The 23,286-nt window shown below is 75.1% G+C and carries 22 protein-coding genes and 1 pseudogene; 12 read left to right on the top strand and 11 right to left on the bottom strand.

Annotated elements, in window-relative coordinates:
• Window positions 1–111 precede the first annotated feature (111 nt).
• From AC3ET3_RS07855 to AC3ET3_RS07840, 4 genes are all read right to left on the bottom strand, one after another.
• Complete coding sequence (locus AC3ET3_RS07855) at window positions 112–612, bottom strand: DUF5949 family protein (RefSeq protein ID WP_432156636.1); 501 nt, start codon at window positions 610–612, stop codon at window positions 112–114.
• A 204-nt stretch (window positions 613–816) separates the two neighbouring features.
• Window positions 817–1,107, bottom strand: a complete 291-nt coding sequence (locus AC3ET3_RS07850; protein ID WP_432133090.1) for a hypothetical protein — start codon at window positions 1,105–1,107, stop codon at window positions 817–819.
• 261 nt (window positions 1,108–1,368) lie between these two features.
• The gene (locus AC3ET3_RS07845; RefSeq protein WP_432156637.1) at window positions 1,369–2,214 is read right to left on the bottom strand and encodes a hypothetical protein; all 846 of its coding nucleotides are present in this window, start codon (window positions 2,212–2,214) and stop codon (window positions 1,369–1,371) included.
• A gap of 177 nt (window positions 2,215–2,391) precedes the next feature.
• On the bottom strand, window positions 2,392–2,631 hold the full coding sequence (locus AC3ET3_RS07840; protein ID WP_432133092.1) for a chaplin: 240 nt from the start codon (window positions 2,629–2,631) through the stop codon (window positions 2,392–2,394).
• A gap of 653 nt (window positions 2,632–3,284) precedes the next feature.
• Between AC3ET3_RS07840 and AC3ET3_RS07835 the strand changes: the two genes are divergently transcribed.
• Genes AC3ET3_RS07835 through AC3ET3_RS07800 form a run of 8 tightly spaced genes read left to right on the top strand, consistent with a single transcriptional unit; the run spans window position 3,285 to window position 12,756 of the window.
• On the top strand, window positions 3,285–4,514 hold the full coding sequence (locus AC3ET3_RS07835; protein ID WP_435611878.1) for a glycosyltransferase family 4 protein: 1,230 nt from the start codon (window positions 3,285–3,287) through the stop codon (window positions 4,512–4,514).
• On the top strand, window positions 4,511–5,926 hold the full coding sequence (locus tag AC3ET3_RS07830) for an exopolysaccharide biosynthesis polyprenyl glycosylphosphotransferase (RefSeq protein WP_435611877.1): 1,416 nt from the start codon (window positions 4,511–4,513) through the stop codon (window positions 5,924–5,926). The genes AC3ET3_RS07835 and AC3ET3_RS07830 overlap by 4 nt, the downstream gene beginning before the upstream one ends.
• Window positions 5,927–5,931: 5 nt before the next feature.
• Window positions 5,932–7,317 carry an O-antigen ligase family protein gene (locus tag AC3ET3_RS07825; RefSeq protein ID WP_435611876.1) on the top strand — a complete coding sequence of 462 codons (1,386 nt, stop codon included), beginning with the start codon at window positions 5,932–5,934 and terminating at the stop codon, window positions 7,315–7,317.
• Entirely contained in the window at window positions 7,314–9,068 is a 1,755-nt protein-coding gene (locus AC3ET3_RS07820; RefSeq protein WP_435611875.1) for a lipid II flippase MurJ, read from the top strand. Before AC3ET3_RS07825 ends, AC3ET3_RS07820 begins: the two co-directional genes overlap by 4 nt.
• Window positions 9,052–9,810, top strand: a complete 759-nt coding sequence (locus AC3ET3_RS07815; protein ID WP_432133097.1) for a polysaccharide deacetylase family protein — start codon at window positions 9,052–9,054, stop codon at window positions 9,808–9,810. The genes AC3ET3_RS07820 and AC3ET3_RS07815 overlap by 17 nt, the downstream gene beginning before the upstream one ends.
• Window positions 9,807–10,973, top strand: coding sequence for a glycosyltransferase (locus tag AC3ET3_RS07810; protein WP_432133098.1), 1,167 nt, complete (start codon window positions 9,807–9,809; stop codon window positions 10,971–10,973). Before AC3ET3_RS07815 ends, AC3ET3_RS07810 begins: the two co-directional genes overlap by 4 nt.
• Window positions 10,970–11,626: a YveK family protein gene (locus AC3ET3_RS07805; RefSeq protein WP_432133099.1), complete on the top strand. Its 657-nt coding sequence runs from the start codon at window positions 10,970–10,972 to the stop codon at window positions 11,624–11,626. The genes AC3ET3_RS07810 and AC3ET3_RS07805 overlap by 4 nt, the downstream gene beginning before the upstream one ends.
• Complete coding sequence (locus AC3ET3_RS07800) at window positions 11,623–12,756, top strand: GNAT family N-acetyltransferase (protein WP_435611874.1); 1,134 nt, start codon at window positions 11,623–11,625, stop codon at window positions 12,754–12,756. Before AC3ET3_RS07805 ends, AC3ET3_RS07800 begins: the two co-directional genes overlap by 4 nt.
• A 40-nt stretch (window positions 12,757–12,796) precedes the next feature.
• Here AC3ET3_RS07800 and AC3ET3_RS07795 read toward each other — a convergent pair whose 3' ends face one another.
• Window positions 12,797–14,053, bottom strand: coding sequence for a glycoside hydrolase family 26 protein (locus AC3ET3_RS07795; RefSeq protein WP_435611873.1), 1,257 nt, complete (start codon window positions 14,051–14,053; stop codon window positions 12,797–12,799).
• A gap of 179 nt (window positions 14,054–14,232) precedes the next feature.
• On the opposite strand from AC3ET3_RS07795, the gene AC3ET3_RS07790 reads away from it, so the two are divergent.
• The gene (locus AC3ET3_RS07790) at window positions 14,233–15,639 is read left to right on the top strand and encodes a carboxylate--amine ligase (RefSeq protein ID WP_435611872.1); all 1,407 of its coding nucleotides are present in this window, start codon (window positions 14,233–14,235) and stop codon (window positions 15,637–15,639) included.
• 280 nt (window positions 15,640–15,919) lie between these two features.
• On the opposite strand, the gene AC3ET3_RS07785 is transcribed toward AC3ET3_RS07790, so the two are convergent.
• Window positions 15,920–16,042 carry a hypothetical protein gene (locus AC3ET3_RS07785; RefSeq protein ID WP_432156694.1) on the bottom strand — a complete coding sequence of 41 codons (123 nt, stop codon included), beginning with the start codon at window positions 16,040–16,042 and terminating at the stop codon, window positions 15,920–15,922.
• Between the two features lie 315 nt (window positions 16,043–16,357).
• Between AC3ET3_RS07785 and AC3ET3_RS07780 the strand changes: the two genes are divergently transcribed.
• Entirely contained in the window at window positions 16,358–16,984 is a 627-nt protein-coding gene (locus tag AC3ET3_RS07780; RefSeq protein ID WP_435611907.1) for a hypothetical protein, read from the top strand.
• Here AC3ET3_RS07780 and AC3ET3_RS07775 read toward each other — a convergent pair.
• From AC3ET3_RS07775 to AC3ET3_RS07765, 3 genes and pseudogenes are all read right to left on the bottom strand, one after another.
• Window positions 16,925–17,089 (bottom strand): annotated as a pseudogene (locus AC3ET3_RS07775) (chaplin family protein); the annotation flags it as partial. The gene AC3ET3_RS07780 and the pseudogene AC3ET3_RS07775 overlap by 60 nt on opposite strands.
• Before the next feature lie 130 nt (window positions 17,090–17,219).
• Entirely contained in the window at window positions 17,220–17,447 is a 228-nt protein-coding gene (locus AC3ET3_RS07770; protein WP_432133103.1) for a chaplin, read from the bottom strand.
• Between the two features lie 295 nt (window positions 17,448–17,742).
• Complete coding sequence (locus AC3ET3_RS07765; protein WP_432133104.1) at window positions 17,743–18,153, bottom strand: rodlin; 411 nt, start codon at window positions 18,151–18,153, stop codon at window positions 17,743–17,745.
• A 218-nt stretch (window positions 18,154–18,371) separates the two neighbouring features.
• Here AC3ET3_RS07765 and AC3ET3_RS07760 point away from each other — a divergent pair, with 218 nt between their 5' ends.
• Together AC3ET3_RS07760 and AC3ET3_RS07755 are read left to right on the top strand one after the other, a co-directional pair.
• Window positions 18,372–18,779 (top strand): rodlin, encoded by a 408-nt coding sequence (locus AC3ET3_RS07760; protein ID WP_432133105.1) that lies wholly within the window; start codon window positions 18,372–18,374, stop codon window positions 18,777–18,779.
• Window positions 18,780–19,071: 292 nt separating this feature from the next.
• Window positions 19,072–19,479: a rodlin gene (locus tag AC3ET3_RS07755; RefSeq protein ID WP_432133106.1), complete on the top strand. Its 408-nt coding sequence runs from the start codon at window positions 19,072–19,074 to the stop codon at window positions 19,477–19,479.
• 102 nt (window positions 19,480–19,581) lie between these two features.
• On the opposite strand, the gene AC3ET3_RS07750 is transcribed toward AC3ET3_RS07755, so the two are convergent.
• Both AC3ET3_RS07750 and AC3ET3_RS07745 read right to left on the bottom strand, forming a co-directional pair.
• A complete protein-coding gene (locus AC3ET3_RS07750) occupies window positions 19,582–20,436 on the bottom strand; it encodes an ABC transporter permease (protein WP_432133107.1) in 855 nt (284 codons plus the stop codon).
• The gene (locus tag AC3ET3_RS07745) at window positions 20,433–23,072 is read right to left on the bottom strand and encodes an alpha/beta fold hydrolase (protein WP_435611871.1); all 2,640 of its coding nucleotides are present in this window, start codon (window positions 23,070–23,072) and stop codon (window positions 20,433–20,435) included. Before AC3ET3_RS07745 ends, AC3ET3_RS07750 begins: the two co-directional genes overlap by 4 nt.
• Window positions 23,073–23,286: the final 214 nt, after the last annotated feature.

The raw sequence follows: 23,286 nt of genomic DNA, 5'->3' as shown, positions 1-23,286 counted from the left end.
GCGAAACGACCCAGTCCACATTTCCCCCGGGTGCGCTATTCGCCCGAAAGCCGAATTGTCAACTCAGCCGACCACGTCGCCGGAATTCTCGGTCGCGCTGTCCGGGAGGGGTCAGGCGCGCAGGCTCCGGGCGGGCAGGACGACGTGGGCGGCGGCCTTCAGGGTCTCCTCGGCGCCCGCGAACGCGGCCAGCGCCTCCGGCTCCACGGCCTTGCCGGGCTCCGCCTCGGGCCAGGGACGGCTGGTGAAGACGAGGTAGGCGTAGCCGCGCTCGTCGACGGCGGCCAGCCACTCCTGCGGTGGCGTGCACTGGGCGTTGAGGCTCGGCATGTTCAGCACGGCCGCACCGGACTCCACCAGGAGCGTGACGGGCAGGCTGGGCCGCCCGGTGCCGTCGACGACGTCGCCGCCTACGGGCAGTCCCTGGTCGGCGAGCATCCGCTCGATGGCCGCGGTGGCGGCCTCGGGGCCCTCCGGGCCGTCGCCGAGGGAGTAGGCGAGCAGGTAGGGCATGTCGGTGCCGTCGGGGGCCTCGCCGCTCCACGGCATGACGACCAGGGTGCCCAGGTCGGCGGGGCGGAAGGGGCGGGTTTCGCTTGAGGTTGAGGTCACCGCGCGACCTTATCGACGCGCCGGGGGCCGCCGGACGGGTTCTCACCCGAGCGGAGGACGCGGCCGGGGGGCTCCACACGAACGAGGGACCCGTACGGGCCCGCTTCGAACGACCCGGCGCGCCCGCCCGGTCCGGGTCGCCGGGCGACGCCGAGGGCCGGTCCCGTGCGGTACGGAACCGGCCCTGTGCGCGGGGTCGTGCGGTCAGCCCTTCAGGGGCAGCCCGCCGAGCAGCGCGTTGCCGGAGTTGAGCGCGCCGGTGGCGCCCTTGACGGTGCTCAGCACGGAGTCCTGGTTCTCGGTGTCGAGGGCGTCCGACTGGTGCTGCAGGGGCATCAGGTCGTGGGTGCCCAGAGGCCCCTTGGTGAGCGTGTTCACGGCGCCGTTGAGGCTGGTGGGCGTGAGGTCGGCGGTGCTGTGGGCGAACGCGGGCGCGGCGGCGCCGGCGAGGGCCACGGTTCCGGCAACGACAGCGGCAGCCTTCAGGGACTTCATCGGGTTCCTTTCTTCGGCAACCCGGCAACTCGGCAACTCAAGTCACCAGGGAGTTCCTTACGCCGTGCGTAACGATTCCCGGGCGCGGCGGAAACCCCGTGCGCGGAGACTTTCCGCACCCCGGCGGCGGGCCACCCGATCGAAGGGGGCGGTCCATCGGCCTTTCCCGTCCTCGCACGGGATCCGCACATGAGGCCCGGACTTGACGTCCGGATTTCCGGGGTGCGGCAAGCGGCACGGGTACCCGTGGTGCCGTCGGGCTCAGGACGCGGGCAGCAGGATGCCGGCCGGCAGCGCGGGCACCTCCGCGGGCAACGACGGCGTCTCGGCGGCGGGCAGGGACGCGGCATCGGCGGGCAGGCTCGCCAGCTCGGGCAGGCCGGTCATGTCGGCGGCGGGCAGTCCGGCGCCGAGCAGGGTCGCGGCGACCAGGTCGACCAGGCTGTTGATCACGCCGGTGGCCGAGGGGACGACCTTGCCGACGTCGCCCGAGGTCGCCGCCGCGAGCAGTTCTCCGACCGCCTTCTGGACGGCGGCGATCGCGTCGTCCTGGACATCGGCCGACGCCGCCCGCCGGGCGTCCGCCTTGTCGTCCGCCTGACCGCTCTTGACGGCCGGCAGCGGCAGCGGGGGCACGGCGGGTACGGCAGGCAGGGCGGGGAGTTCGGGCAGCGCGGGAAGCGCTGGGGTCTGCGGCAGCGCGGGGGTCCGTGTCTGCGGCAGGGTCACGGCCGGGGCCGCCGCCATCCCGGCGACGGCCGTCTTGACGGCGTCACCGAGCCGGGTGGCCTGCTCGGGGGTGAGCTGGCCGTTGTCGGCCTTCAGGACGGTGTCGAGCAGCTCCGTGACCGGGGTGAGGACGGAACCGAGATCGCCGAGCGTCCTGCTCCGGGAGGACAGCGCGTCCGCGCCGGGGACGGGCGCTCGGGACGCCGCACGGGCGCGTTCCCGGCTCGGGGGTTCCGTCGGCGGCCGCGGCGGCGGGGCCGGCGATCCCGATGACCAGAGCGGCGCACAGTGCGGTGGACGCGATACGCCGGACGGGCAGACAACGCATGAGGGTTCCTTTCGATGGTGCGTCGGACCCCCCGTGCGAGCGTCACTCACGCTCCGCAACAGATCCCTAACCCCGGGCCACCACCCGCACGGCCGCATCCGCACAGGCGAGCGGTGTCATCCGGGCCCGTCGGCGGTCCCGCACGGCGGGCCGTCCGTTCGGAGCAACGCGAACGGCCGCCCTCCCGGCTGGAGGGCGGCCGTCCGTCGGTGAACGTCAGACCGAGGTCAGTCGTTGACGCAGATGTTGCCGAAGGCCGGGTTCAGCAGGCCGGGCGCGTTGACCGTGTTACCGCAGACGTTGACCGGCACGTGGACGGGAACCTGGACGACGTTGCCCGACAGCACGCCCGGGGAGTGCGCGGCGACACCGTTCGCGCCGCTGTCGGCGGCGGCGATGCCGGAGGCGCCGGCGACGGCCGCGGCGGCAACGGAGGTCAGGACCAGGCCCTTCGCGATACGCGACATGGAGAGGTGCTCCTTGGGGTTTTGACACAAACACCCGGGCGGGGATGCCCGGCGCTGTGTCAACGCCGCACGCCGCCGGGGGTTGTGCCGCCAATGGGGTGATGTACCCGAGAGCCCGGTCCTGCGATTCCGACACACTTGACCGGTTTCACCCGATTAGTCCGTACAGTCGCTAGAGTTGCGGCCCGTCCGAGGCACCCCTATAGCCAGCAAATCGCACGAAAGGGTCACGTCGGTCATGGGCACTTCCCCGGTCCCCCCGGGCCCACCGCGTCCGCCGCTGCGCCGGGCGGCGGCGGGGGCCGCGGCCGTACGGGAGATTCGCTCACGTTCTCGACCGTTCACCGTGCCGGCCTCTCGTCGGCGGCTCCCGCCCAGCCCGCCGACTCCGCGCGGAACCGCGCGATCAGCGAGCCGGGGGCGGCTCCGGCGGCGTGTGTCCCGGCGTACGCCGACCCCCTCGGAGCCGGTGCGGATGCGTTCGATCCGGGCGGCTGTTCGGCGGGCGGCGGTGACCAGCCTGCGGTCCGGCTCGTTCCCCAGCGGGACGCGGCGGGGACCGGCCGGCTCTTCGCCGCCGCCGACGCGCGGAAGTGACCACAGGCGCGTTCCCGCCCGTCCCGAGCACCGTCCGTGAGCGAGGAAGACGTGCCATGCACCAGCCAGCACCCGACCGGCAACCGCGGGTCCTGCATCTGACCCAGCCGGTCGACGGCGGGGTCGCCCGCGTCGTGACGGATTTGGCGCGGGCCCAGCTCGCCGCCGGGCTGCGGGTCACGGTCGCCTGCCCCGCCGGACCGCTCACCGAGACCCTGGTGGCGCTGGGCGCGGACGTACGGCGGTGGGAGGCGGCACGGGCACCCGGGGCCGCGCTGCCCGGCGAGGTACGCCGGCTCGCCCGCGTCGTCGGCGCCGTACGGCCCGACCTGGTGCACGCGCACAGCGCGAAGGCCGGTCTGGCCGGGCGGCTCGCGGTGCGCGGGCGGATCCCGACGGTGTTCCAGCCGCACGCCTGGTCGTTCGAGGCGGTCGGCGGGGCCATGGCCGCGCTGTCGCTGAAGTGGGAGCGGCTGGGGGCGCGTTGGGCACACCGGCTGGTCTGCGTGAGCGAGGCGGAGCGGGAGACCGGGCAGCGCGCCGGAGTCACCGCGCGGTACCGGGTCATCCCCAACGGCATCGACCCCGGCCGCTTCCGCCCGGCCCCCGCCGACAGCGTGCGCACCGCGCTCCTCCCCGGCCTGGACCCGGCGGCACCGCTGGTGGTGTGCGTGGGGCGGCTGTGCCGGCAGAAGGGCCAGGACGTGCTGCTGGCCGCCTGGGACACCGTACGGGCCCGGGTGCCCGGCGCCCGGCTGGTGCTGGTCGGCGACGGGCCGGACGGCGCCGCCCTGCGCGCCGGGGCGCCGGAGTCGGTGCTGTTCGCGGGCGCCGTCGACGAGGCCGCCCCCTGGTACCGGGCCGCCGACCTGGTGGTGCTTCCCTCGCGCTGGGAGGGCATGGCGCTCGCGCCGCTGGAGGCGATGGCCTGCGGCCGGCCGGTGGTGGTGACCGACGTGGACGGCGCCCGGGAGAGCCTGCCGCCCGGGTCCGCCGAGCACTGCCTGGTGCCCGCCGGACGGCCCGGCGCGCTCGCCGGGGCCGTCGCCGGCCTGCTGCTCGATCCGCCGCTGCGCGCGTCGCTCGGCCGCCGGGCGCGCCGGCACGTGCTGGCCACGCACGACGTGCGGCACACGGCCGAGCGGTTCGCGGACCTCTACCGCGAACTGCTCGGCACCCGCCCGGCCGCCGGGCGGGCCACCGACACCGGCCGTGGCGCTCCGGAGGCCGGACCAGACGTAGGGCGCGCCGAGCCCACCGAGTGCAGGGAGTCCATCCACTCGTGACCGCGGAAAGCACCGTCCCCTCCTCCGGCGCGCAGCCCGGGTTCGCGTCCGTCTCGGTCCTGCCCCGGCGGGACACCGGCGCCGGCTTCCGGTTCCCGCTCCGGCGGCCCCCGGCCCGGCCCGCCTCACCACTGCCACTGCTGCTCACCGACGGCCTCGCCGCCCTCGCGGCCGCCGCGGCGCTGACCGAGGCGCGGCGCCACCCGCTGCTCGCCGCGCTCCTGGTCGCGGCCACCCTGCTGGTGCGGCCGCACCGGACCCGGCCGGTGGCCGGCGTGCTCGACGAACTACCCGCCGTCTGCGGCCGGATCGCGGTCGCCTGGCTCGCCCTCGGCACGCTCGTCGCGGCGTACGCCCCGGCCCACGCACTGACCGCGCGCACCCTCGTGGCCGGTCTCGCCGGCCAGTGCGCGCTGGCGGCGGCGGGCCGGGCCGTGGTCCACGCCCGGCGCCGCCGGTCCCTGCTGCGTCACCCGCGCGCGGCGCTCGTCGTCGGGCCGGCCGGCACCGCCCAGCGGGTCGCCGCCGCCGTGCTGCGCCATCCGCGCTGCGGGGTGCGGCCGGTCGGGATCGTCGCCGACCGCCCGGACGGCACCGAAGGGCTGCCGGTGCTGACGACCGATCAGGAGGTGCAGCGGGCCCTCATCCAGAACGGTGTCCGGGACGTCCTGTGCGTCCACCCCGCCGTGCGCACCGCGCGGGGCCCGCTGCTGCGGGCGCTCACCGAGTCCGGCTGCGCGGTGTGGGAGCTCGACGCCGACTCGCCCTCGTACGCCGCCCGCGACCAGCTCGCCGGGTTCGCCTGCCGCCGGCTGGACCTGGGCGTCCGGCGCCGGGGCAGCCTCGGCAAGCGGCTGCTCGACATCGCCGTGTCGGGGTCGCTGCTGCTGGTGGTCAGCCCGCTGCTGCTGGTGTGCGCGGCGGTGCTGCGGCTCACCGAGGGGCCGGGGGTGGTCTTCCGGCAGGAGCGCGTCGGCAAGGACGGGCGCCCCTTCACCCTGCTGAAGTTCCGCACCCACCGCCCGGCCGACGAGCACGAGGCGGCGACCCGGTGGAGCGTCGCCGGCGAGCAGCGGATGCGCCCCTTCTGCCGCTTCCTGCGGCAGTCCTCCCTCGACGAGCTGCTGCAACTGTGGAACGTCCTGCGCGGCGACATGAGTCTGGTCGGCCCGCGCCCCGAACGCCCTTACTTCGTCGGCCAGTTCAGCCAGATCTACCCCGGCTACGCGGCCCGCCACCGCATGCGCACCGGCATCACCGGCCTGGCCCAGATCCACGGGCTGCGCGGCGACACCTCGATCGAGGACCGGGCCCGCTTCGACAACGCGTACATCGACAACTGGTCGCTGTGGCAGGACGTGTGCATCCTGCTGCGCACCGCGGCCGCCCTCGTGCGACCGACCGGGAGCTGACACCGATGGCCCTCGCCCTGCCCCTCGACCCACCCCGATCCTGGTCGCCGGTGCTCCCCGTGGCCGCCGTGATCGGCCTGGTCGCGCTGCCCGCCGGCCCCGGCGGCGAGGGCGGCGCGGGCCCGGCCGACGCGCTGTCCGCGCTGGTCGTCCTGTACTGCGGGGTGCGGCTGCTGCGGCAGCGGCGGCGCCCGCTGTCCCGTACCGCCGCCCTCGTGTTCGGCCTGCCGGTGGTGGGCGCGGCGCTGGCGGCGGCGGGCGCGGTGTCGCCGGGGGCCGGGATCACCGGCCTCGGCCGGTACCTGCAGATCTTCGTGCTGGTCCCGGCCGCCGTACTGCTGCTCATCCGCGACCGGCGCGACTTCCGGCTGCTGGCCTGGTCGTTCGTGGGGCTGGCGGGCTGGCAGGGCGCGGTCGGCGTGCACCAGTACGTCACCGCGACCGGCGCGTCCTACCAGGGCCGGCCGATCCGCGCGGTCGGCACCTTCGGGCCGCAGGACGTGATGGGCATGGCGACGGTCGTGTCCTTCGGCATCGTCTGCGCGGTGGGTCTGGCTCTGGGCCGTACGGCGGCGGCTGACCGGCGCCTGGCGGGCGAGCGCGGCCGCGGCCGGGGGCGGGTGGTCGCCGCCCTGTGCGCGGCCACGCTCCTGCTGCCCCTCGCGCTCTCCTTCAGCCGGGGCGCCTGGATCGCCACCGCCGTCACCTGCTCGGCGCAGCTGGTGCTGGCCGGGCTGCGCCGGGCGCTCGCGGTCGGGGCGGTCGTCGCGGCGCTCGGGGTGGTGCTGGTCGGCGGGTTCGGAGTCGGTACGGCGATGTTGCAGGAGCGGGTCGGCAGCATCACCCAGGTCACCGACGCGCCCGACCAGTCGGTCACCGACCGGTACACGATGTGGGCGGCGGCGGCCGACATGTGGTGGGAACGGCCGTTGACCGGCGTGGGGTTGAAGGGCTTCCCCGAGTACCGCGACAGCCACGCCTCCGTGGCGCTGTCCGCCGGCAGCGACACCGACGGCGCGGGGTCGGGCTTCGTGAAGCAGCCGCTGCTCTCCCCGCACAACATGTACCTGCTGATCCTCAGCGAGCAGGGCCTCATCGGGCTGCTCGCCCTCGCCGGGTGCTGGCTGGCGCTGCTGGTGCGTGCGCTGCGGGGCGTCCTGCGGACCCACCGGGGCAGACCCGGCCTGGACTGCGCGCTGGTCGCCTCCGGTCTGCTGATCTGGCAGCTCACCGACTTCCTGTACGCCGACATCGGCGGCCCTTCCACGGTGCTGACCGCCGTCTGCCTCGGCCTCACGGCGTGGTGGTCCCTTGCCCCAGAACCCCGCTCTCCCGAGCCCGCCTCCGCCCGCCCGGCGCCTTCCCGGCACGAGAGGGTCCTCCCCCGATGACGGTCCCGGCCCCCTCGGGGACACCCCGGCCCCACCGCGGACCCGCCCCCGGCACGCCACCCGGACCCCCGGCACCGCCCCCCGTGCCGGCCGTACCGCCCCCGACCGCCGCACCGCACCGGACGCCCGTGGCGTCTGCCGCGGCCGGCGCGCTGCCGCCGGTCTCACGCGGGTTCCTCGCCAAGGCAGCCCTGGTGACCGCCGGGCTGTCGGTGGCGGGTGCGCTGCTCGGGCTGGTGCGGGACCAGGCGCTGGCGCGGATGTTCGGAGCGGGCCCGGGCACGGACGCCTTCCTCGTGGCGTGGACCGTGCCCGAGTTCGCGGCCACGCTGCTCATCGAGGACGGACTGGCGTTCGCGTTGATCCCGGCGTTCAGCCTGGCGCTGGCCCGGCGCGCGCGGGGCGCCCCCGGCGACCCGGTGCGCGCCCTGGTCGCCGGGACGCTGCCCCGGCTGTCGCTGGCGTTCGTCGCGGTCGGCGCCCTGGTCGCCGTGCTCGCGCCCCAGGTGGTCGGGGTGCTCGCCCCCGGCCTGCCCGATCCGGTGCTCGCCGTCGACTGCACCCGGCTCACCGCGACCTGCGTGGTCAGCTTCGGCCTCGCCGGGTACTGCAGCGCCGCCCTGCGCGCCCACCGCCGGTTCGTGGCCCCGGCGGCGATCTACGTGGCGTACAACGTCGGCATCATCACCGGCATGGTCGCCCTCGGGGAACGCTGGGGCGTGCGCGCGGCGGCGGCCGGCGTGGCGGTCGGCGGGTGCCTGATGGTCCTCGTACAACTGCCGTCCCTGCTCCGGCAGCTGCGTCGGCGGGGCGCTGCGGCGGACGCCGGGGCGGCCGGGCCCGGACAGGAGCCGCGACCGCTCGGCGCCGCCGTCGTCGCGACGGTCCTGCTGTTCGCGCTGTGCCGCCAGTCGCAGGTCCTCGTCGAGCGGTTCCTCGCCTCGCGGCTGCCCGCCGGCGCCATCTCACACCTCAACTACGCGCAGAAGGTCGCGCAGATGCCGATGATCCTCTCCCTGATGCTGTGCACCGTCACCTTCCCGGTGGTCGCACGGGCACTGGCCGAGGGGGACGCCGAGCGGGCGCGCGGCCGGGTGGAGCGGGACCTGGCGCTGGCCGCGTGCATGGTCCTGCTGGGCACCTCCGTGGTCATCGCCTGCGCCCGGCCGATCGTCGAACTCCTCTTCCAGCAAGGCGCGTTCGACGCCCGGGACACGGCCGCGACGGCCGGTGTGATGCGGGTGTACGCGCTCGGGCTGCTGGGCCAGACCCTGGTGGGCACGCTGGCCCGCGCCTACTTCTCGACGGGCCGCGCCACCTGGTACCCGGTCGGCGCGATGACCGTCGGGATCGTGGTCACCGCGTGGGCGGGCACGCTCGCCGTGCGCCCCTGGGGCGTCGCCGGGATCGCCGCCGCCAACGCGGCCGGCATCACCGTGACCGCGCTGGTGCTGCTGGCCGGTCTCACCGGGTCCGCCCGGCACGCCCGGCCGCGCGCCGTGCCGATACGGGTGCGTTCGGTGCTGCGCGAGCTGAGCCGCCCGGTGGGTGCCGCGGTGGCCGCCACCGTCGCGGGGACGTGCGCCGCGAGCCGGTTCGCCGGCCCGGTGGCGGCGTTCGCCGTGGGTGCCCTCACCGTGACCGCCGTCTTCGTCCTGCTCGGCCGGGCGTTCGGCGCCCAGGGCGTCGCCACCGCGCTGAGATCCGTACGTTCCGCGACCCGAAGGCTGCCGTATGCCCGTTCCCGCTGACATCGAAAGACGGCCCGCGCACCGGCCCGGCCGGGCCCCCTGGGTGGCGATGTACCACTCGGTGGGCGACTGCTCCGACGACCCGTACCGCGTCACGGTCACACCCGAGCGACTGGACGGCCAGCTGGCGTGGCTGCGCCGCCGCGGCCTGCGCGGCGTGCGCGTGGCCGACCTGCTCGCCGCCCGCGCCCGGGGCGAGGACGCCGGACTGGTCGGCCTGACCTTCGACGACGGGTACGCCGACTTCCTCACCGGCGCCCTGCCCGTCCTCGAACGCCACGGCTGCACCGCCACCCTGTTCGTGCTGCCGGGCCGGCTCGGCGGCGACAACGCCTGGGACCCGCGCGGCCCGCGCAAGCCGCTGCTGACCGCCGACGGCATCCGCGAGGCCGCCGCCCGCGGTGTCGAGATCGGCTCGCACGGCCTGACCCACATCGACCTGACCGGCGCCGACGACCTCGCGCTCAAGGCGGAGACCGTCGACAGCCGCACCGCGCTGGAGGAGCTGCTGGGCGCGCCGGTGGCCGGGTTCTGCTACCCGTACGGGGCCGCCGACCGGCGGACCGCCGACGCCGTGCGCGAGGCCGGCTACGGATACGGGTGCGCCATCGACCCCGGCCCCCTGACCGGTCGGCACGCCCTGCCCCGGGTGCATGTCGGGCAGCGCGACGGCACCGTACGGCTGTTCCTGAAACACCGGCTGCACCCGTTGCGCCGGCGACCCGTCGAGGGGCTGGGATGAAGGCGCTGCACGTCATCACCGGGCTGGGCGTGGGCGGCGCCGAGCAGCAACTGCGGCTGCTGCTGCGGCATCTGCCGGTCCCGTGCGACGTCGTGACCCTGACCCACCCGGGCGCCGTCGCCGACGGGCTGGCCGCGGACGGGGTGCGCGTCACCGACCTCGGCATGGCCGGCAACCGCGACCTGGCCGCGCTGCCCCGGCTGGCGCGGATCATCCGCTCCGGCGGCTACGACCTGGTCCACACCCACCTCTACCGGGCCTGCCTGTACGGACGGCTGGCGGCACGGCTCGCCGGGGTGCGGGCGATCGTGGCGACCGAGCACTCCCTCGGCGAGTCCCAGATGGAGGGGCGCCGGCTCGGCGCCGGGGTCCGCGCGCTCTATCTGGCCGGGGAACGGCTGGGCCGCGCCACGGTCGCCGTCTCCCCCACGGTCGCCGCCCGCCTCCGGCACTGGGGTGTGCCGGGGCCGCGCATCGAGGTGGTGCCCAACGGCATCGACCTGGCCCGGTTCCGCTTCGACCCGGCCGTCCGGCACCGCACCCGCCGGCGCCTGGGCCTGCCCGACGACGCCCACGTCATCGGCGCCGTCGGCCGGCTCACCGCCGGCAAGCGCTTCGACGTGCTGGTGCGCGCGCTGGCCCTGCTGCCCCCGGACTGCCGGCTGCTGGTGGTCGGCGGCGGCCCCGAGGAGAGCGTGCTGCGGCGCACCGCGTACCACGCCGGCGTCGCCGACCGCGTCCTGCTGACCGGGGAACGGCCCTACGTCCCCGACGGCACCCCCGGCCCCGACCTGCCCGCCCTCACCTGCGCCATGGACGTCCTCGCCGCGCCGTCCGCCGAGGAGGCCTTCGGGCTGGCCGTGGTGGAGGGGCTCGCCGCCGGGCTGCCGGTGCTCTACACGTCGTGCCCCGCGATCGAGGACCTGCCCGCGCACGCGGCGCCCGGCGCGCTCCGGGTCACGGGCGGCCCCGCCGCGTTCGCCCGGGCCGTCGCCGAGGACCGCGCACGGGGCCCCCGCCCGCGTACCGCGCCCGACGCCGCCCGCCACTACGACATCGCCCGCAGCGCCGCCCGGCTCATGGACGTGTACACGGCCGTCGTCGCCGGTCAGCCCCTGTCGTCCGTACCGTCGTCCGCATCCCAGGGAGTCACATCGTCATGACCGACAACCCGACCAGGCACCCCCGCCGGACCGCTGCCGCCCGCCTCAGGGCCCTCCCCCCGTGGTCCCTTCTCGTCGCCGGCGCGGTCACCGGCGGGCTGCTCGGCGGCGCGTACGGCGCGCTGAAGCCGCCGGTGTACTCGGCGACGGCCTACGTCGTCGCCGTCCCCACCAAGGAGTCCGACCCGGCGTCCGCGCTCGGCTTCGCGCAGGCCTACGGGCGGGTCGCCACCCAGGTCGCGGTCCTCGGGGACGCCCAGGTGTGGGCCGGGGTGCCGGTGCGCACCCTCCAGGGCAGCGTGCGCACGGCGACCTCCCCGGACGCCCCGATGGTGGCGATCACCGCCACCTCCGCCCAGCCCGACCTGGCCGCCGACATGGCCAACGCGGTCTCCCGCTCGCTGACCGAGCACGCCGCGAAGGCCAAGGACGGCACGCACGTGCAGCTGCGCCCGTTCGCCCGGGCCGTCGAGCCGGCCGAGCCGACCGGGGCGTCGGCGGCGGTCACCGCTCTGGTGGGCGTCAGCGCGGGCGGGCTGCTGGGCGGCCTGGTGCTGCTGGTGCGGCCGCGGCGCGGCCGGGAGGAGGAGACCGGGCGCGCGGCGGCCGTCCCCGGCCCGGCCCTGGCCGCCGACACCCACGGGGCGCTGTGAGCCCCGCGTACACCACCGAACTGCTCACCGACGAAAGCGCGTTCGCCGAGCTGGGGCCCGCCTGGGGGCGGCTGTACCGGCGGTGCGCGGCGGCCACTCCGTTCCAGAGCCACGCCTGGCTGCACTCCTGGTGGCTGTCGTACGGGCGGCGCGGCCGGCTGCGGGTCCTGCTGGTGCGGGACGGCGGCCCGGGGGGCGAGCTGGTCGCCGCCGCCCCGCTGACCGCCGTACGCCGTCCGCTGCCGGCGCTGGTGCCGCTGGGCGGCACGATCTCCGACTACGGGGACGTCCTGGTCGACGACGAGCACGGCGAGGCGGCCGTCGCCGCGCTGACCGAGGGTCTGGCGGCGGCCGCCCGTACCGCGCTGATCGACTTCCGCGAGGTACGGCCCGGCAGCGCGGTCGAGCACGTCTACGACCGCTGGAGCGGGCTCCGGCGCCGGGTGAGCGACTCGGTGTGCCTGGAGCTGCCCGCCGTGCCGATGGCGGACCTGGTGGCCCGGCTGCCGTCGGCCAAGGCCCAGCAGCGGGTGCGCGCCAAGCTGCGCAAGCTGACCGCGCTGGGCGTCGAACGGGCGGTGGTACGGCCGGACGGCGTGGACTCGGCGCTGCGGCGGCTGCTGGAGCTGCACCGGCTGCAGTGGCAGGGCCGCAAGGTGACCGGCGAGCACCTTCAGGCACGGTTCTGCGAGCACCTGGTGCGCTCGGTGGCGCCGATGGTGCGCTCCGGGGACGCGGTGGTCACCGAGTTCCGGCTGGACGACGACGTGGTGGCCGTCGATCTGACCCTGGTGTCCCGGCGGCTGGCCGGCGGCTACCTGTACGGCGCCCATCCCCGGTTACGGGAACGCAAGGCGGACGTCGCGGTGATGCTGCTCGACGCCTGCGCCGAGCACACCGGCGGCGGCCCGCACGGCACGCTGAGCCTGCTGCGCGGCAACGAGCCCTACAAACTCCACTGGCGGCCCGAACCGGTCGTCAACCAGCGGCTGCTGCTGGCCCGGCGGCACACCGCGCCGCTGCTGTCGGCGGCGCTGTGCGGTGTGGCCGTGCGGCGGCGGGGCAAGGAGCTGCTGCTTCGCAGGGAGCAGCGGTCCGGGAGGAGGCCCGAGGGTGGCGGCGGGTCCTGACGCGGGCCCGCCGCCACCCCGGGCTCACCGGGTCGGCCGGTCACCCGTTGCGCGTCCACCAGTCGAGGCGGACGCACAGCCTGCCGCCGATCCAGTACTCGACCCAGTCGCCGAGGTCCAGCGGCGCGCAGTTCACCGGGGGTTCGGCGGGCGGCTGGGTCGGGACGGGCTTCGGGGCCGGGACGGGCGTGGTGGGCTCCGGAGCCGGGCCCTCCTGGCGACCGGACAGGGCCGCGCGGTAGATCTCCGAGGAGCGCGGGTTCTGCCGGCACTGCCAGACGCCGTGCGGGCAGTAATCCGTCAGGGTGTTGTACAGCGGCCGGTGTTCGTCGATCCAGGCGAGCATGCGCCGCATGTACTCGGCGTTGTCGCCGTTGCGGAACAGTCCCCATTCGGGATAGGAAATGGCCTTGCCGTGTTCCGCGGCGAAGTCCACGTGTTCCTGCAGGCCGAACGGTTCCGTCACCTGTTCGTCGAAGGTCCGCCCCGTCGGCTGGTCGTAGGAATCCATTCCGATGATGTCGACGGTGTCGTCCCCCGGATAGCACCGCGTCCACGGAACGGCGTCCCGGCCCCGGCTCGGCGTGAAGTCGAACCTGAATTCCTGGCCCGGCACGGAGCGCATGGTGGTGACGATCCTGTTCCAGTACGTCTTCCAGGCCTCCGGGTCCGGGCCGCAGCGATGGGTGTACGTGATGCCGTTCATCTCCCAGCCGAGCACGATCACCGTGTCCGGCACGCCCAGCGCGACCAGCCGCTCGGCGAGGGCCCGGTAGTGGTGGTCGAACCAGCCGGCGGCGCCCCTGCGCAGCAGCGAGCGCACCCGGGCGTCGGACACGCCGGCCTCGTTGCGCTCCAGCATGGGCACGTTGAGGACGAAGATCCGGTCCTCCTTCTCACGCCGCCAGCGCGCCCAGTCGGCCAGGAACCCCGGCCTGCCCTCGATGTTGCTCCACCGGTCGCCCGGCAGGTAGGTGTGGCCGACCCGCAGTTCGGCGCCGTCCAGCCACTTGCTCAGCTCAGCCATCCGGGCGATGCCGCGGGGGCTGTAGCCCAGGTAGGCGCCGAAGGCGGGCTTCGGCGCGGCGGGGGGCGGCGCCGGGGCTGGCGTACCGGCCGGGTCCGGCCCGGGCGTCGGCGCGGGTGCGGCCGGGGTGGGCGGAGCGGGAGGGTCGGCGGCCCGGATCACCCCCGTGCCCGCGGCGAAACCGGGACCGGACGCGAGGGCGGCCGAGGTGACGACCGCCGCCACGACGGTCAGCCGCCGGGACCGGGCGCGTCGCTGCTGTGGGGCCATGCCTGCTCCTCTCTCAACTCTCGAAACGCGGCAAGCACCGGGACGGGATTCAGCACGGAATACGACTGACGCCCAGTCACAGAAAGTCACATGAAAAGGAAGTACGCCACCGTGGCTACGGCTTTCGAGTGGCCCCGTCGCTCACCCCGGTGAACCGACCCGAAAGACGATCCGAGGAAATGCCCGTGCCCCCACTCGACACCCGCGTCCCCGCCGTTCTCCTGCGGATCGACCCGAATCCCTTTCACCATGGGACGCTTGGCGCCGTGCGCTCCCTCGGCCGAGCGGGAGTGGAGGTGCACCTGGTCGCGGACGTGACGGGCAGTCCGGTGCGCGCCTCCCGTTACGTACGGCAGTTGCACCCGCCGCCCGCCCCGGGTGCCCCGGTCGCCGAGGTCGCCGCCGTCCTGCTGCGGGTGGCGGCCCGGGTGGCGCGGCCCGCCGTGCTGATCGCGCTGGACGACGCGGGCGCGGTCGCGGTGAGCAGGCTCGGCGCGGAGCTGTCGCCCGCCTACCTGCTCCCACCGCAGCCGGACGGGCTGCCCGAACGGGTCGCCGACAAGGCGGAGCTGGCCCGGCTGTGCGCGGCGGCGGACGTGGCGCACCCGGTGACGCTCGTCCCGGAGAGCGCGGCGCAGGCCGTCGCGGCCGCCCGGCGGCTGGGGCTGCCGATGGTGGCGAAGTGGAGCCGGCCCTGGCTGCTGCCGCCGGGGTCGGGGTTGCGCAGCACGGTGGTGGTGCGCTCCGCACGGGAGGCGTGCGAGCTGTATGCGCGCCGCGAGGAGGCGGGAAGCCGCCTGCTGCTGCAGCAGTTCCTGCCGCCGGGTGACGACCGTGACTGGTTCTTCCACGGGTACGCCGACCGCTCGGGCGCGGTGCGGGCCGGCGGCACCGGCCGCAAACTGCTGGCCTGGCCGCGCGGCGCGGGACTGACGGCGGTCGGCGAGTGGACGCCGGACGCGTCGGTGCGGGTGCCGGCCGAGCGCCTCGCCCGGGAACTGGGCTACCGGGGCATCCTCGACCTGGACTTCCGCCGCCACGGCCCGGCCGGCCGGCCGCACCTGCTGGACTTCAACCCGCGCGCCGGCGCTCAGTTCCGGCTGTTCACCGACACCGCGGGGCTGGACGTCGTCCGCGCCCAGCACCTGGACCTGACCCACCGTCCGCTGCCGTCGGGCGCGGAACGGCCCGGGCGGGTCTTCGTGGTGGAGAACTACGCGCCGCTGACGGCGCTGCGCCGTACGCGGGGCGACCGCGAGCCGGCCTGGCACGCCGACGACGACCCGGCGCCCGGGCGGGCCATGTGGGCCCTGTGGGGCCGCCACGTGAGCCGCCGCCTGCTGACCCGGCTGCGGCCGGGGGCGACGGAGCCTGCGGCCGGGACGTCGGCCGAGACGGCCGAGACGGCGGGTGAAGCGCTGGGCGCGAGCGGGCGAGGGGGCGCGCGGGGCGGGTCGGCGCCGGAAACGTCCGACCGTTCGGGTGCCGTCGAGCAGGCGCGGGTGGTGCGTCAGGCGTCACCCCGGTCCGTCGCGTTGCCGCACCCGGCCGAGCCGACCGACGAGGAGCGAACGGGCAGCCGGTGACGCACAGAATGCCGGCGGCGGGCGTGGCCCCCACGCCCCCGCCTCCACCGGCCGGCCCACCACCGACCGCTCGACCTGGGGCTCGTGACGCGGACCGCAGGCCCCGAGGCACGCCCGGCAGGCCACGACGACCCGCTGTCGGCGGCCGGCGCCCTGCTGGGGTGCGCCGAGTACGGCCCGGCGTCGCCCGGAGACGCCGAACGGCCCCGCGTAACCGCGGGGCCGCAGGGCTGACGGGCGGGGTGGGTGCCGGGCGCTGGGCGTCCGGCACCCGGTGCGGTCATCGACGGGACGCGGCCCGGCCCCGCCGGTAGAGAAGGGCGCCGGCGGTGATCAGCGCCGCGCTGAATCCGGACGCTGCCAGCAGACCCTCGCTGCCGGTCTCCGCCATGCTGGGCGGCACGGCGTGGTCACCACCGCCGGGCGGGGTCTCGTGTCCGCCACCACCCGGAGGCGTGTCCCCACCACCGGGAGGCGTGTCACCCCCGCCAGGAGGCGTATCCCCACCACCGGGAGGCGTGTCACCCCCGCCAGGAGGCGTGTCCCCACCACCGGGAGGCGTGTCACCCCCGCCAGGAGGCGTATCCCCACCACCCGGAGGCGTGTCACCCCCGCCAGGAGGCGTATCCCCACCACCGGGAGGGGTCTCCTCGCAGTCATCGCCGGGCGGGGTCCCGTGGTCGCCGCCGCCCGGTGGGCTGCCGTAGCCGCCGTCACCATGGCCGTCGCCGCCGTCACCGTGACCGTCGCCGCCGTCACCATGGCCGTAGCCACCGTCACCGCGACCGTCGCCGCCGTCACCATGGCCGTAGCCACCGTCACCGCGACCGTCGCCGCCGTCACCATGGCCGTAGCCACCGTCACCGCGACCGTCGCCGCCGTCACCATGGCCGTAGCCACCGTCACCACGACCGTCGCCGCCATCACCATGGCCGTAGCCACCGTCACCACGACCGTCGCCGCCATCACCATGGCCGTAGCCACCGTCACCACGACCGTCGCCGCCATCACCATGGCCGTAGCCACCGTCACCGCGACCGTCGCCGCCGTCACCATGGCCGTAGCCACCGTCACCACGACCGTCGCCACCGTCACCATGGCCGTAGCCACCGTCACCGCGACCGTCGCCACCGTCACCATGGCCGTAGCCACCGTCACCATGACCGTCGCCGCCGTATCCGTCGTCGTCGGCGGGGCCGCCGCGGCCCTCCGGCCGGCCCGTGTGGGCGCAGGAGTTGCCGAAGGCCGGGTTGAGGGCGCCGACCGGGTCGACGGTGTTGCCGCAGGCGTTGAGGGGGATCTCGACCGGGCTCTCGACGGTGTTGCCGGCCAGAACGCCGGGTGAGCCACTGGTGGTGCCCTTGGCCTGCGTGTCGTTCGTCTGCGTGTCGGCGAGTGCGGGACTGCCGCACAGGGACAGAATGCTCGTCGCGGCTGCCGCCGCGACCATTCCCCTGCTCAGGGTCTGTCGCAATCTCGTGGTCTTCCTGCTTGAAGAAGTGGGAAAAGCCGGCCTTGGAACGCGTGCGGTGTCTCCAAGGCCGGCCTCAGCCCAGCCCGGGGGCCGGAGTGACGTGTCGTCAGTCGTTGACGCAGACGTTGCCGAACGCGGGGTTCAGCGCCGCGGTCACGTTGACCGAGTTGCCACAGACGTTGATCGGCACGTGGATCGGGATCTGGACCACGTTGCCGGAGAGGACACCGGGCGACCCGATGGCCGCACCGTTGGCACCGGCGTCGGCGAAGGCCGGTGCGGCCCCACCCAGGGCCAGGACCAGCCCCGCGACGACAGCAGCGCTCTTCTTCATGACATTCCCTTCTCTGCGGTCACGTCGAATGACGGTCGGATAACCGAGCGAGCACAGCCGGAACGGCTCGCACCATGACCTGCGGGCTGCAAAACGAGGGATAGACGTCCGAAGAAACTCCGGAACGCGTGCCGTCCAGGAATTCACTCGAACGCCTTCATATGATCAGTGGAACGCAGTAAGGGAAAAGGTTCCGCAGCGACCTGAAGTGACGATTCCTCGCCTCGTCGAAATCACGTCCGGGCGGCCCGCGCAGGAAGGGACGGACCGCCCGGACGCCTCACGCGCGCGAAGGTCAGCCGTTGGCGACGCCGTTGCCCGACAGGGCCGAGATGTCGTCCAGGATGTGCGACAGCGGCTCGTCGCCCTTGGCCTGGGTGGAGTTCTCGGCGCACTGCTGGTTCTGCGGCGCGGACAGGACCGGGATGTCCTGGACACCCCCGTTGACCAGGGCGAGGACGGACTGGACGTTGGCCTTGACCGGGAGGCCGACGCACAGCTTGTTCAGCGAGCCCTGCACCAGGGTGGCCTGCGGGCTCATGTCGCCCTTGGTCGCCGAGTTGCCGAACGCCGAGTGCGCACCGTTGCCGCTGGCGGAGGTGGTGCCGCTGTCGTCCCCGATGGCAAGCGCCTGGGGGGCCGCCGCCGCCGACGCGCCGAGGACGGAAGCGGCGACCGCCGCCGCGGCCATCGCCTTCTTCAGCATTTCGCTCTTCCTTCTTTCGCTGTCCCGGCCCGCGGCCAGGACCGTGTGCCTGCCCCCGACTCAACCCGGCGCGCCAGGTTTGGTTGCGGACCTTCACCCATTCGGTTTCCCCCTGCGCCGAATGTGGGCCATTGGAGTGAATGGGCGGAACCGGCGGCACGTCGGGCAGTTGGTCAGAGCGCTCCGGTGCACGGGGTTCATCCAGAAGGGACCAGCAAGTGATCAAGAAGGTACTGGCATCCGCCGCGATCGCCGCTTCCGTCGTCGGCGTCTCGGCTGCCGCCGCCGCCCCCGCGCTCGCCATCGGCAACGACAGCGGCACGACGTCCGCCAGCGGCAATGGCGCGTCCCAGTCGTTCGGCAACTCGGCCACCTACGGCAACATGAGCCCCCAGATGGCGCTCATCCAGGGCTCCTTCAACAAGCCCTGCATCGGCCTGCCGGCCAAGGTCAACCTGCAGTCGCTGGCGGGCGCCAACGTCGGCGTCCAGGACATCCCGATCCTGTCCGCCCCGCAGAACCAGCAGTGCGTCGAGAACTCCACCCAGGCCAAGGGCGACGAGCCGCTGTCGCACATCCTGGACGACATCTCGGTGCTCGCGGGCAACGGCGCCGCCAACAACTGAGCCGCGCCGGGTGAACGGGTTCGACCACTGAGCCCGGGGGCGCACCTCGACGTCCCCTCAGCGGGCCGCCGGTCTTCCGGCGGCCCGCCGTCGTGCGTGCCGCCTCGAACCACGGCCACCGCGGCTCACCGGCGCCCGTGCGGGGTGGCGCGCGCGTGCCGGTGAGGACGGCGCGCGGCTCGCCGCGGACGCGCTGGGCCAATCGGGGCAAAGCCGCAACCTTCCCGGCTGCGCGGGCGTTGACGAACACGCAGCTCCTCCCCCGGAGTCCGCCTTTCGAAAGGGAACGAACATGAAGAAGCTGTGGGCAACCGCGGCCCTCGCCGCCTCCGTCGCCGGCCTGACGGGTGCCACCGCGACCCAGGCCCTGGCCATCGGTGACGACAGCGGCACGACCTCCGCCAGCGGCAACGGCGCCTCGCAGGAGTTCGGCAACTCGGTCACCAAGGGTGACATGAGCCCGCAGCTGTCGCTGGTCCAGGGCTCGCTGAACAAGCCGTGCATCGGCCTGCCAGCGAAGCTCAACACCCAGTCGATCCTCGCCCCCGCCAACGTGGGCGTGCAGGACATCCCGGTCCTGTCGGCGCCGCAGAACCAGCAGTGCGTCGAGAACTCCACCCAGGCCAAGGGCGACGAGCCGCTGTCGCACATCCTGGACGACATCTCGGCCCTGTCGGGCAACGGCGCGGGCAACGGCTGAGTCAGGCCGCTTCCCCCTCGGCGGGTCACCGGTTCTCCGGTGGCCCGCCGTTCGTCGTCCGCGGCACGGCCGGCGCGCCGGTGGCGAGCCGCGGCGGCCGGCCTAGGAGACCACGTCCTTGCGGGCGAACCCCCGGAACGCGAGGGCGAACAGCACCAGCGCGTACGTCACGGAGACGGCGGCGCCCTGGACCATGCCGGACCACTCGGGGGTGGGCTGGACGGCGTCGGCCCAGGCGAACTGCCAGTGCGCGGGCAGGAAGTCGCGCCAGTCGCCGAGGGCGGTGACGGCGTCCAGGACGTTGCCGACGATGGTCAGGCCGACGGCGCCGCCGACCGCGCCGAGCGGCGCGTCGGTCCGGGTGGACAGCCAGAAGGCGAGGCCCGCGGTGACCAGCTGGGAGACGAAGAGGTAGGCCACGACCACCAGCAGCCGCTGTGCGGCCGTGCCGGCGGCGAGCGCCCCGCCGGTGGGCAGTTCCAGCGGGCCCCAGCCGTAGGCGGCCGAGCCGACGGCGAGCGCGACCACCGGCAGCAGGACCATCGCGGCGAGGCTGAGCAACAGCCCGACCGCGAGCTTGGACCACAGCAGCCGGGCGCGCGGCACCGGAGCGGCCAGCAGATAGCGCAGGGACGACCAGCCGGCCTCGGCGGCCACGGTGTCACCACAGAACAGGGCGACCGGGATGACCAGCAGGAAGCCCGCGGAGACGAACAGGTTCACCGCGGCGAAGTTGGCGCCGGACGCGGTCGCCGTGTCCATCAGGGTGAGCCTGTCGTTGCGGCCGCCCGGCTCGCCGCCGATCGCGAAGGCGATGAGCAGGACGAAGGGCAGCGCGGCCAGGACCGCGCCCATCACCAGGGTGCGGCGGCGCCCCAGCTGGCGGGCCAGCTCCACCCGCAACGGCAGGGTGCGGCCCGCCCGGTAACCGGAGGCGACCTCGGTGAGGGTGCTCATGCGGCACCTCCGATCAGGGTGAGGAAGGCGTCTTCCAGGCGGCGGTGCGGGCCGACCGAGGTCACCGGGACGTCCAGCCGGACCAGTTCGGCGACCAGGCGGGCGGCCGTGCCGTCGGGGCCGAGGCGGACCAGGAGTCCGTCGTCGGCGCGGTCGGCGGAGGCGACACCGGGCAGGGCGGCCACCTTCTCGACGACCGGGTCCTCCACGGGCGCTGCGGTGGCGACCAGCAGGGTGTCCCCGGAGCCGATGATGTCGCCGACCGGGCCGGCCTGGACGAGCCGGCCGCGGTCCATGACCACGAGGTGGGTGCAGGACTGCTCGACCTCGGCCAGCAGGTGACTGGACACGATCACGGTGCGGCCGGCGGCCGCGTAGCGGATCAGCACCTCGCGCATCTCACGGATCTGGGGCGGGTCCAGGCCGTTGGTCGGCTCGTCGAGGATCAGCAGGTCGGGCAGGCCCAGCATGGCCTGGGCGATGGCCAGGCGCTGGCGCATGCCCTGCGAGTAGGTGCGCACCGCGCGGGCCAGCGCGTCGCCGAGGCCGGCGATCTCCAGGGCCTCGTCCAGGTGGGCGTCCTCGGCGGGGCGGCCGGTGGCCCGCCAGTACAGCTCCAGGTTGTCCCGGCCCGACAGGTGCGGCAGGAACCCGGCGCCCTCGACGAACGCGCCGACCCGGGAGAGGACGGGGGCGCCCGCGCGGACGGCGTGGCCGAAGACGCGGATCTCGCCGTCGTCGGGTGCGATCAGGCCCATCAGCATGCGCAGGGTGGTGGTCTTGCCGGCGCCGTTGGGGCCGAGCAGGCCGAGGACCTGGCCCTTCTCCACGCGGAAGGAGAGGTCGCGGACGCTGTAGCGGTCGCCGTTGCGGTACTTCTTGCTCAGGTCGGTGATCTGCAGCGGCACGTCCGCCAGGCCGGGGTCCGGGCCCGCCGGGGCGGCGGTGCGGCGGCGGGCCGTCAGCAGCAGGGCCAGGGCGACGGCCGCGCCGGTCAGGGGCAGCCACCACACCCAGGCGGGCAGCGGGGCGGCCGCGGTCGTGACGCCGGGCGCGGTGGGGACCGACAGGGCGCCGTGGCCGCCCTTCAGGGAGACGGTGTAGGTCGCGGGGGCGACCGGTGAGGCGTAGCCGAGGTCGGTGGAGGCCAGGACCAGGCGCAGCCGGTGCCCCCGGTCGAACTCGTGGTCGACGGCCGGGAGGGTGAGGGTGACGTCCCTGCCCTTCTCGGCTCCCTCGACGCGGACCGGGGTGACCAGCTGGGAGGGCAGCAGCTGCCCCGTGCCGCCCTCGCCGACGTCGTAGACCTTGGCGAAGAGGACGGCGTCCTCGGAGGTCGAGGTGACGTGGACGGTGACCGTCGGGGTGCCGGTGACCCGCAGGTCGCCGGTGAGCGGAGCGGACTCGAAGGCGGCGTACTGGCCGGGGAAGTCGAGGGAGACGCCCACGCCGAGCGCGGACAGCTGGGCGAGGCCGCCGGTGGCGCCGAGGCCGGGCAGGGCGGAGACGGCGGGCGGGCCGGCGCCGGCCGGGTTGGCGAAGCGCTGCTCGCGGCCGGACAGCGGGACGGCGCGCTGACCGCTCGTCAGTCCGGGGTAGGCGTCGGCGCTCGCGCCGCGCAGCCGGGCCGCACCGTCCGTGGAGTCGACGCCGCCGGTGCGGGTGACGCGGAAGGCGGGGCCGGTGCCGGCGCTCTCGTCGCCCTTGAGGTAGCGGTCGAACCAGGCGGTCACGCGCCGCTGGACGCGGTCGGTCTCCTGGTCGCCGCCGTCGTGGCCGCCGGCGATCCAGTCGACGGCGACGGGGGCGCCGTTGGCCCGGATGGCCCGGGCCGCGGCGTCGGACTGGGCGAGCGTGAACAGCGAGTCGGTCCGGCCCTGCACCAGCAGGGTGGGTACGTCGATGCGGTCGGCGACGGCGGACGGCGAGCGCTCCGTCAGCAGCCGGCGGGCCGCGGGGTCCGGGGTGCCGGACTCGGCGACCCGCTCGTACATGGCGCACAGCGCCGGCTCGAACCGGGCGCAGCCGCCGCCGTTGCTGAAGAAGACGCCGGCCCACAGTTTCTTGAACACGCCGTTCGGGAACAGCGCGTCGGCGAGGTTCCAGTAGGTGACCGCGGGGGCGATGGCGTCCACCCGGTCGTCGTACCCGGCGGCCAGCAGGGAGACGGCTCCGCCGTAGGAGGCGCCGGCCACGCCGACCCGCGGGTCGCCGGCCGCGTCGAGGCGGACCTGGGGCTGTCCGGCGAGCCAGTCGATGAGCCTCGAGACGTCGGCGACCTCGCCCTTCGGGTCGTTGAGGCCGATCTTCCCGGTGGACTCGCCGAAGCCGCGCGCCGACCAGGTCAGCACCGCGTAGCCGTCCCGGGCCAGGTCCTCGGCCTGGGACCGGACGTCGTCCTTGCTGCCGCCGAAGCCGTGCCCGAGCAGCACGGCGGGGCGGCGGCCGGTGCCGCCCGCGGTGAAGTACGAGGTGTCCAGGCGCACGCCGTCCCCGGCCACGACCCGGTCGGTGCGGTGCACCGGCGGCGCGTCGTCCGTGGCGACGGCCGTCCAGGTGCCGAGGCCGGCCAGCAGGGCCACGGCGGCCACGGCGGCGGCCGCCCGCGCCGGACGCCCGGGCAGTCGAAGATCCATGGTTCAACCGTACGGGCTCGACCTGTCGGCGCGATGCCGACCGGAGGGCGAACCGGGGACCTCCCTGGGGCGTACGAGGGGGTGTCGGCGTACCGCGGACGCGGTACGGCGGCGTCCCGGTGCCTGTCCTCGGCACCGAACGGGACCGGAACTGTGCGGGCACCCGGCATCCCCGATGTCAGTGCCGAGGTCTACAGTCGAGGGCACAGATGAG

The organism is Streptomyces sp. bgisy159 (genome assembly GCF_057707805.1).
Note: the sequence above shows the minus strand (reverse complement) of the source record. Positions and strands in the feature narration are given on the sequence as shown.

Coding starts and splice junctions, on each gene's coding strand:
- AC3ET3_RS07850 (WP_432133090.1), bottom strand. CDS start 1,107: ATGAAGTCCCTGAAGGCTGCCGCTGTCGTTGCCGGAACCGTGGCCCTC.
- AC3ET3_RS07840 (WP_432133092.1), bottom strand. CDS start 2,631: ATGTCGCGTATCGCGAAGGGCCTGGTCCTGACCTCCGTTGCCGCCGCG.
- AC3ET3_RS07835 (WP_435611878.1), top strand. CDS start 3,285: ATGCACCAGCCAGCACCCGACCGGCAACCGCGGGTCCTGCATCTGACC.
- AC3ET3_RS07825 (WP_435611876.1), top strand. CDS start 5,932: ATGGCCCTCGCCCTGCCCCTCGACCCACCCCGATCCTGGTCGCCGGTG.
- AC3ET3_RS07820 (WP_435611875.1), top strand. CDS start 7,314: ATGACGGTCCCGGCCCCCTCGGGGACACCCCGGCCCCACCGCGGACCC.
- AC3ET3_RS07815 (WP_432133097.1), top strand. CDS start 9,052: ATGCCCGTTCCCGCTGACATCGAAAGACGGCCCGCGCACCGGCCCGGC.
- AC3ET3_RS07810 (WP_432133098.1), top strand. CDS start 9,807: ATGAAGGCGCTGCACGTCATCACCGGGCTGGGCGTGGGCGGCGCCGAG.
- AC3ET3_RS07805 (WP_432133099.1), top strand. CDS start 10,970: ATGACCGACAACCCGACCAGGCACCCCCGCCGGACCGCTGCCGCCCGC.
- AC3ET3_RS07795 (WP_435611873.1), bottom strand. CDS start 14,053: ATGGCCCCACAGCAGCGACGCGCCCGGTCCCGGCGGCTGACCGTCGTG.
- AC3ET3_RS07790 (WP_435611872.1), top strand. CDS start 14,233: ATGCCCGTGCCCCCACTCGACACCCGCGTCCCCGCCGTTCTCCTGCGG.
- AC3ET3_RS07780 (WP_435611907.1), top strand. CDS start 16,358: ATGGCCGTCGCCGCCGTCACCGTGACCGTCGCCGCCGTCACCATGGCC.
- AC3ET3_RS07770 (WP_432133103.1), bottom strand. CDS start 17,447: ATGAAGAAGAGCGCTGCTGTCGTCGCGGGGCTGGTCCTGGCCCTGGGT.
- AC3ET3_RS07765 (WP_432133104.1), bottom strand. CDS start 18,153: ATGCTGAAGAAGGCGATGGCCGCGGCGGCGGTCGCCGCTTCCGTCCTC.
- AC3ET3_RS07755 (WP_432133106.1), top strand. CDS start 19,072: ATGAAGAAGCTGTGGGCAACCGCGGCCCTCGCCGCCTCCGTCGCCGGC.
- AC3ET3_RS07750 (WP_432133107.1), bottom strand. CDS start 20,436: ATGAGCACCCTCACCGAGGTCGCCTCCGGTTACCGGGCGGGCCGCACC.
- AC3ET3_RS07745 (WP_435611871.1), bottom strand. CDS start 23,072: ATGGATCTTCGACTGCCCGGGCGTCCGGCGCGGGCGGCCGCCGCCGTG.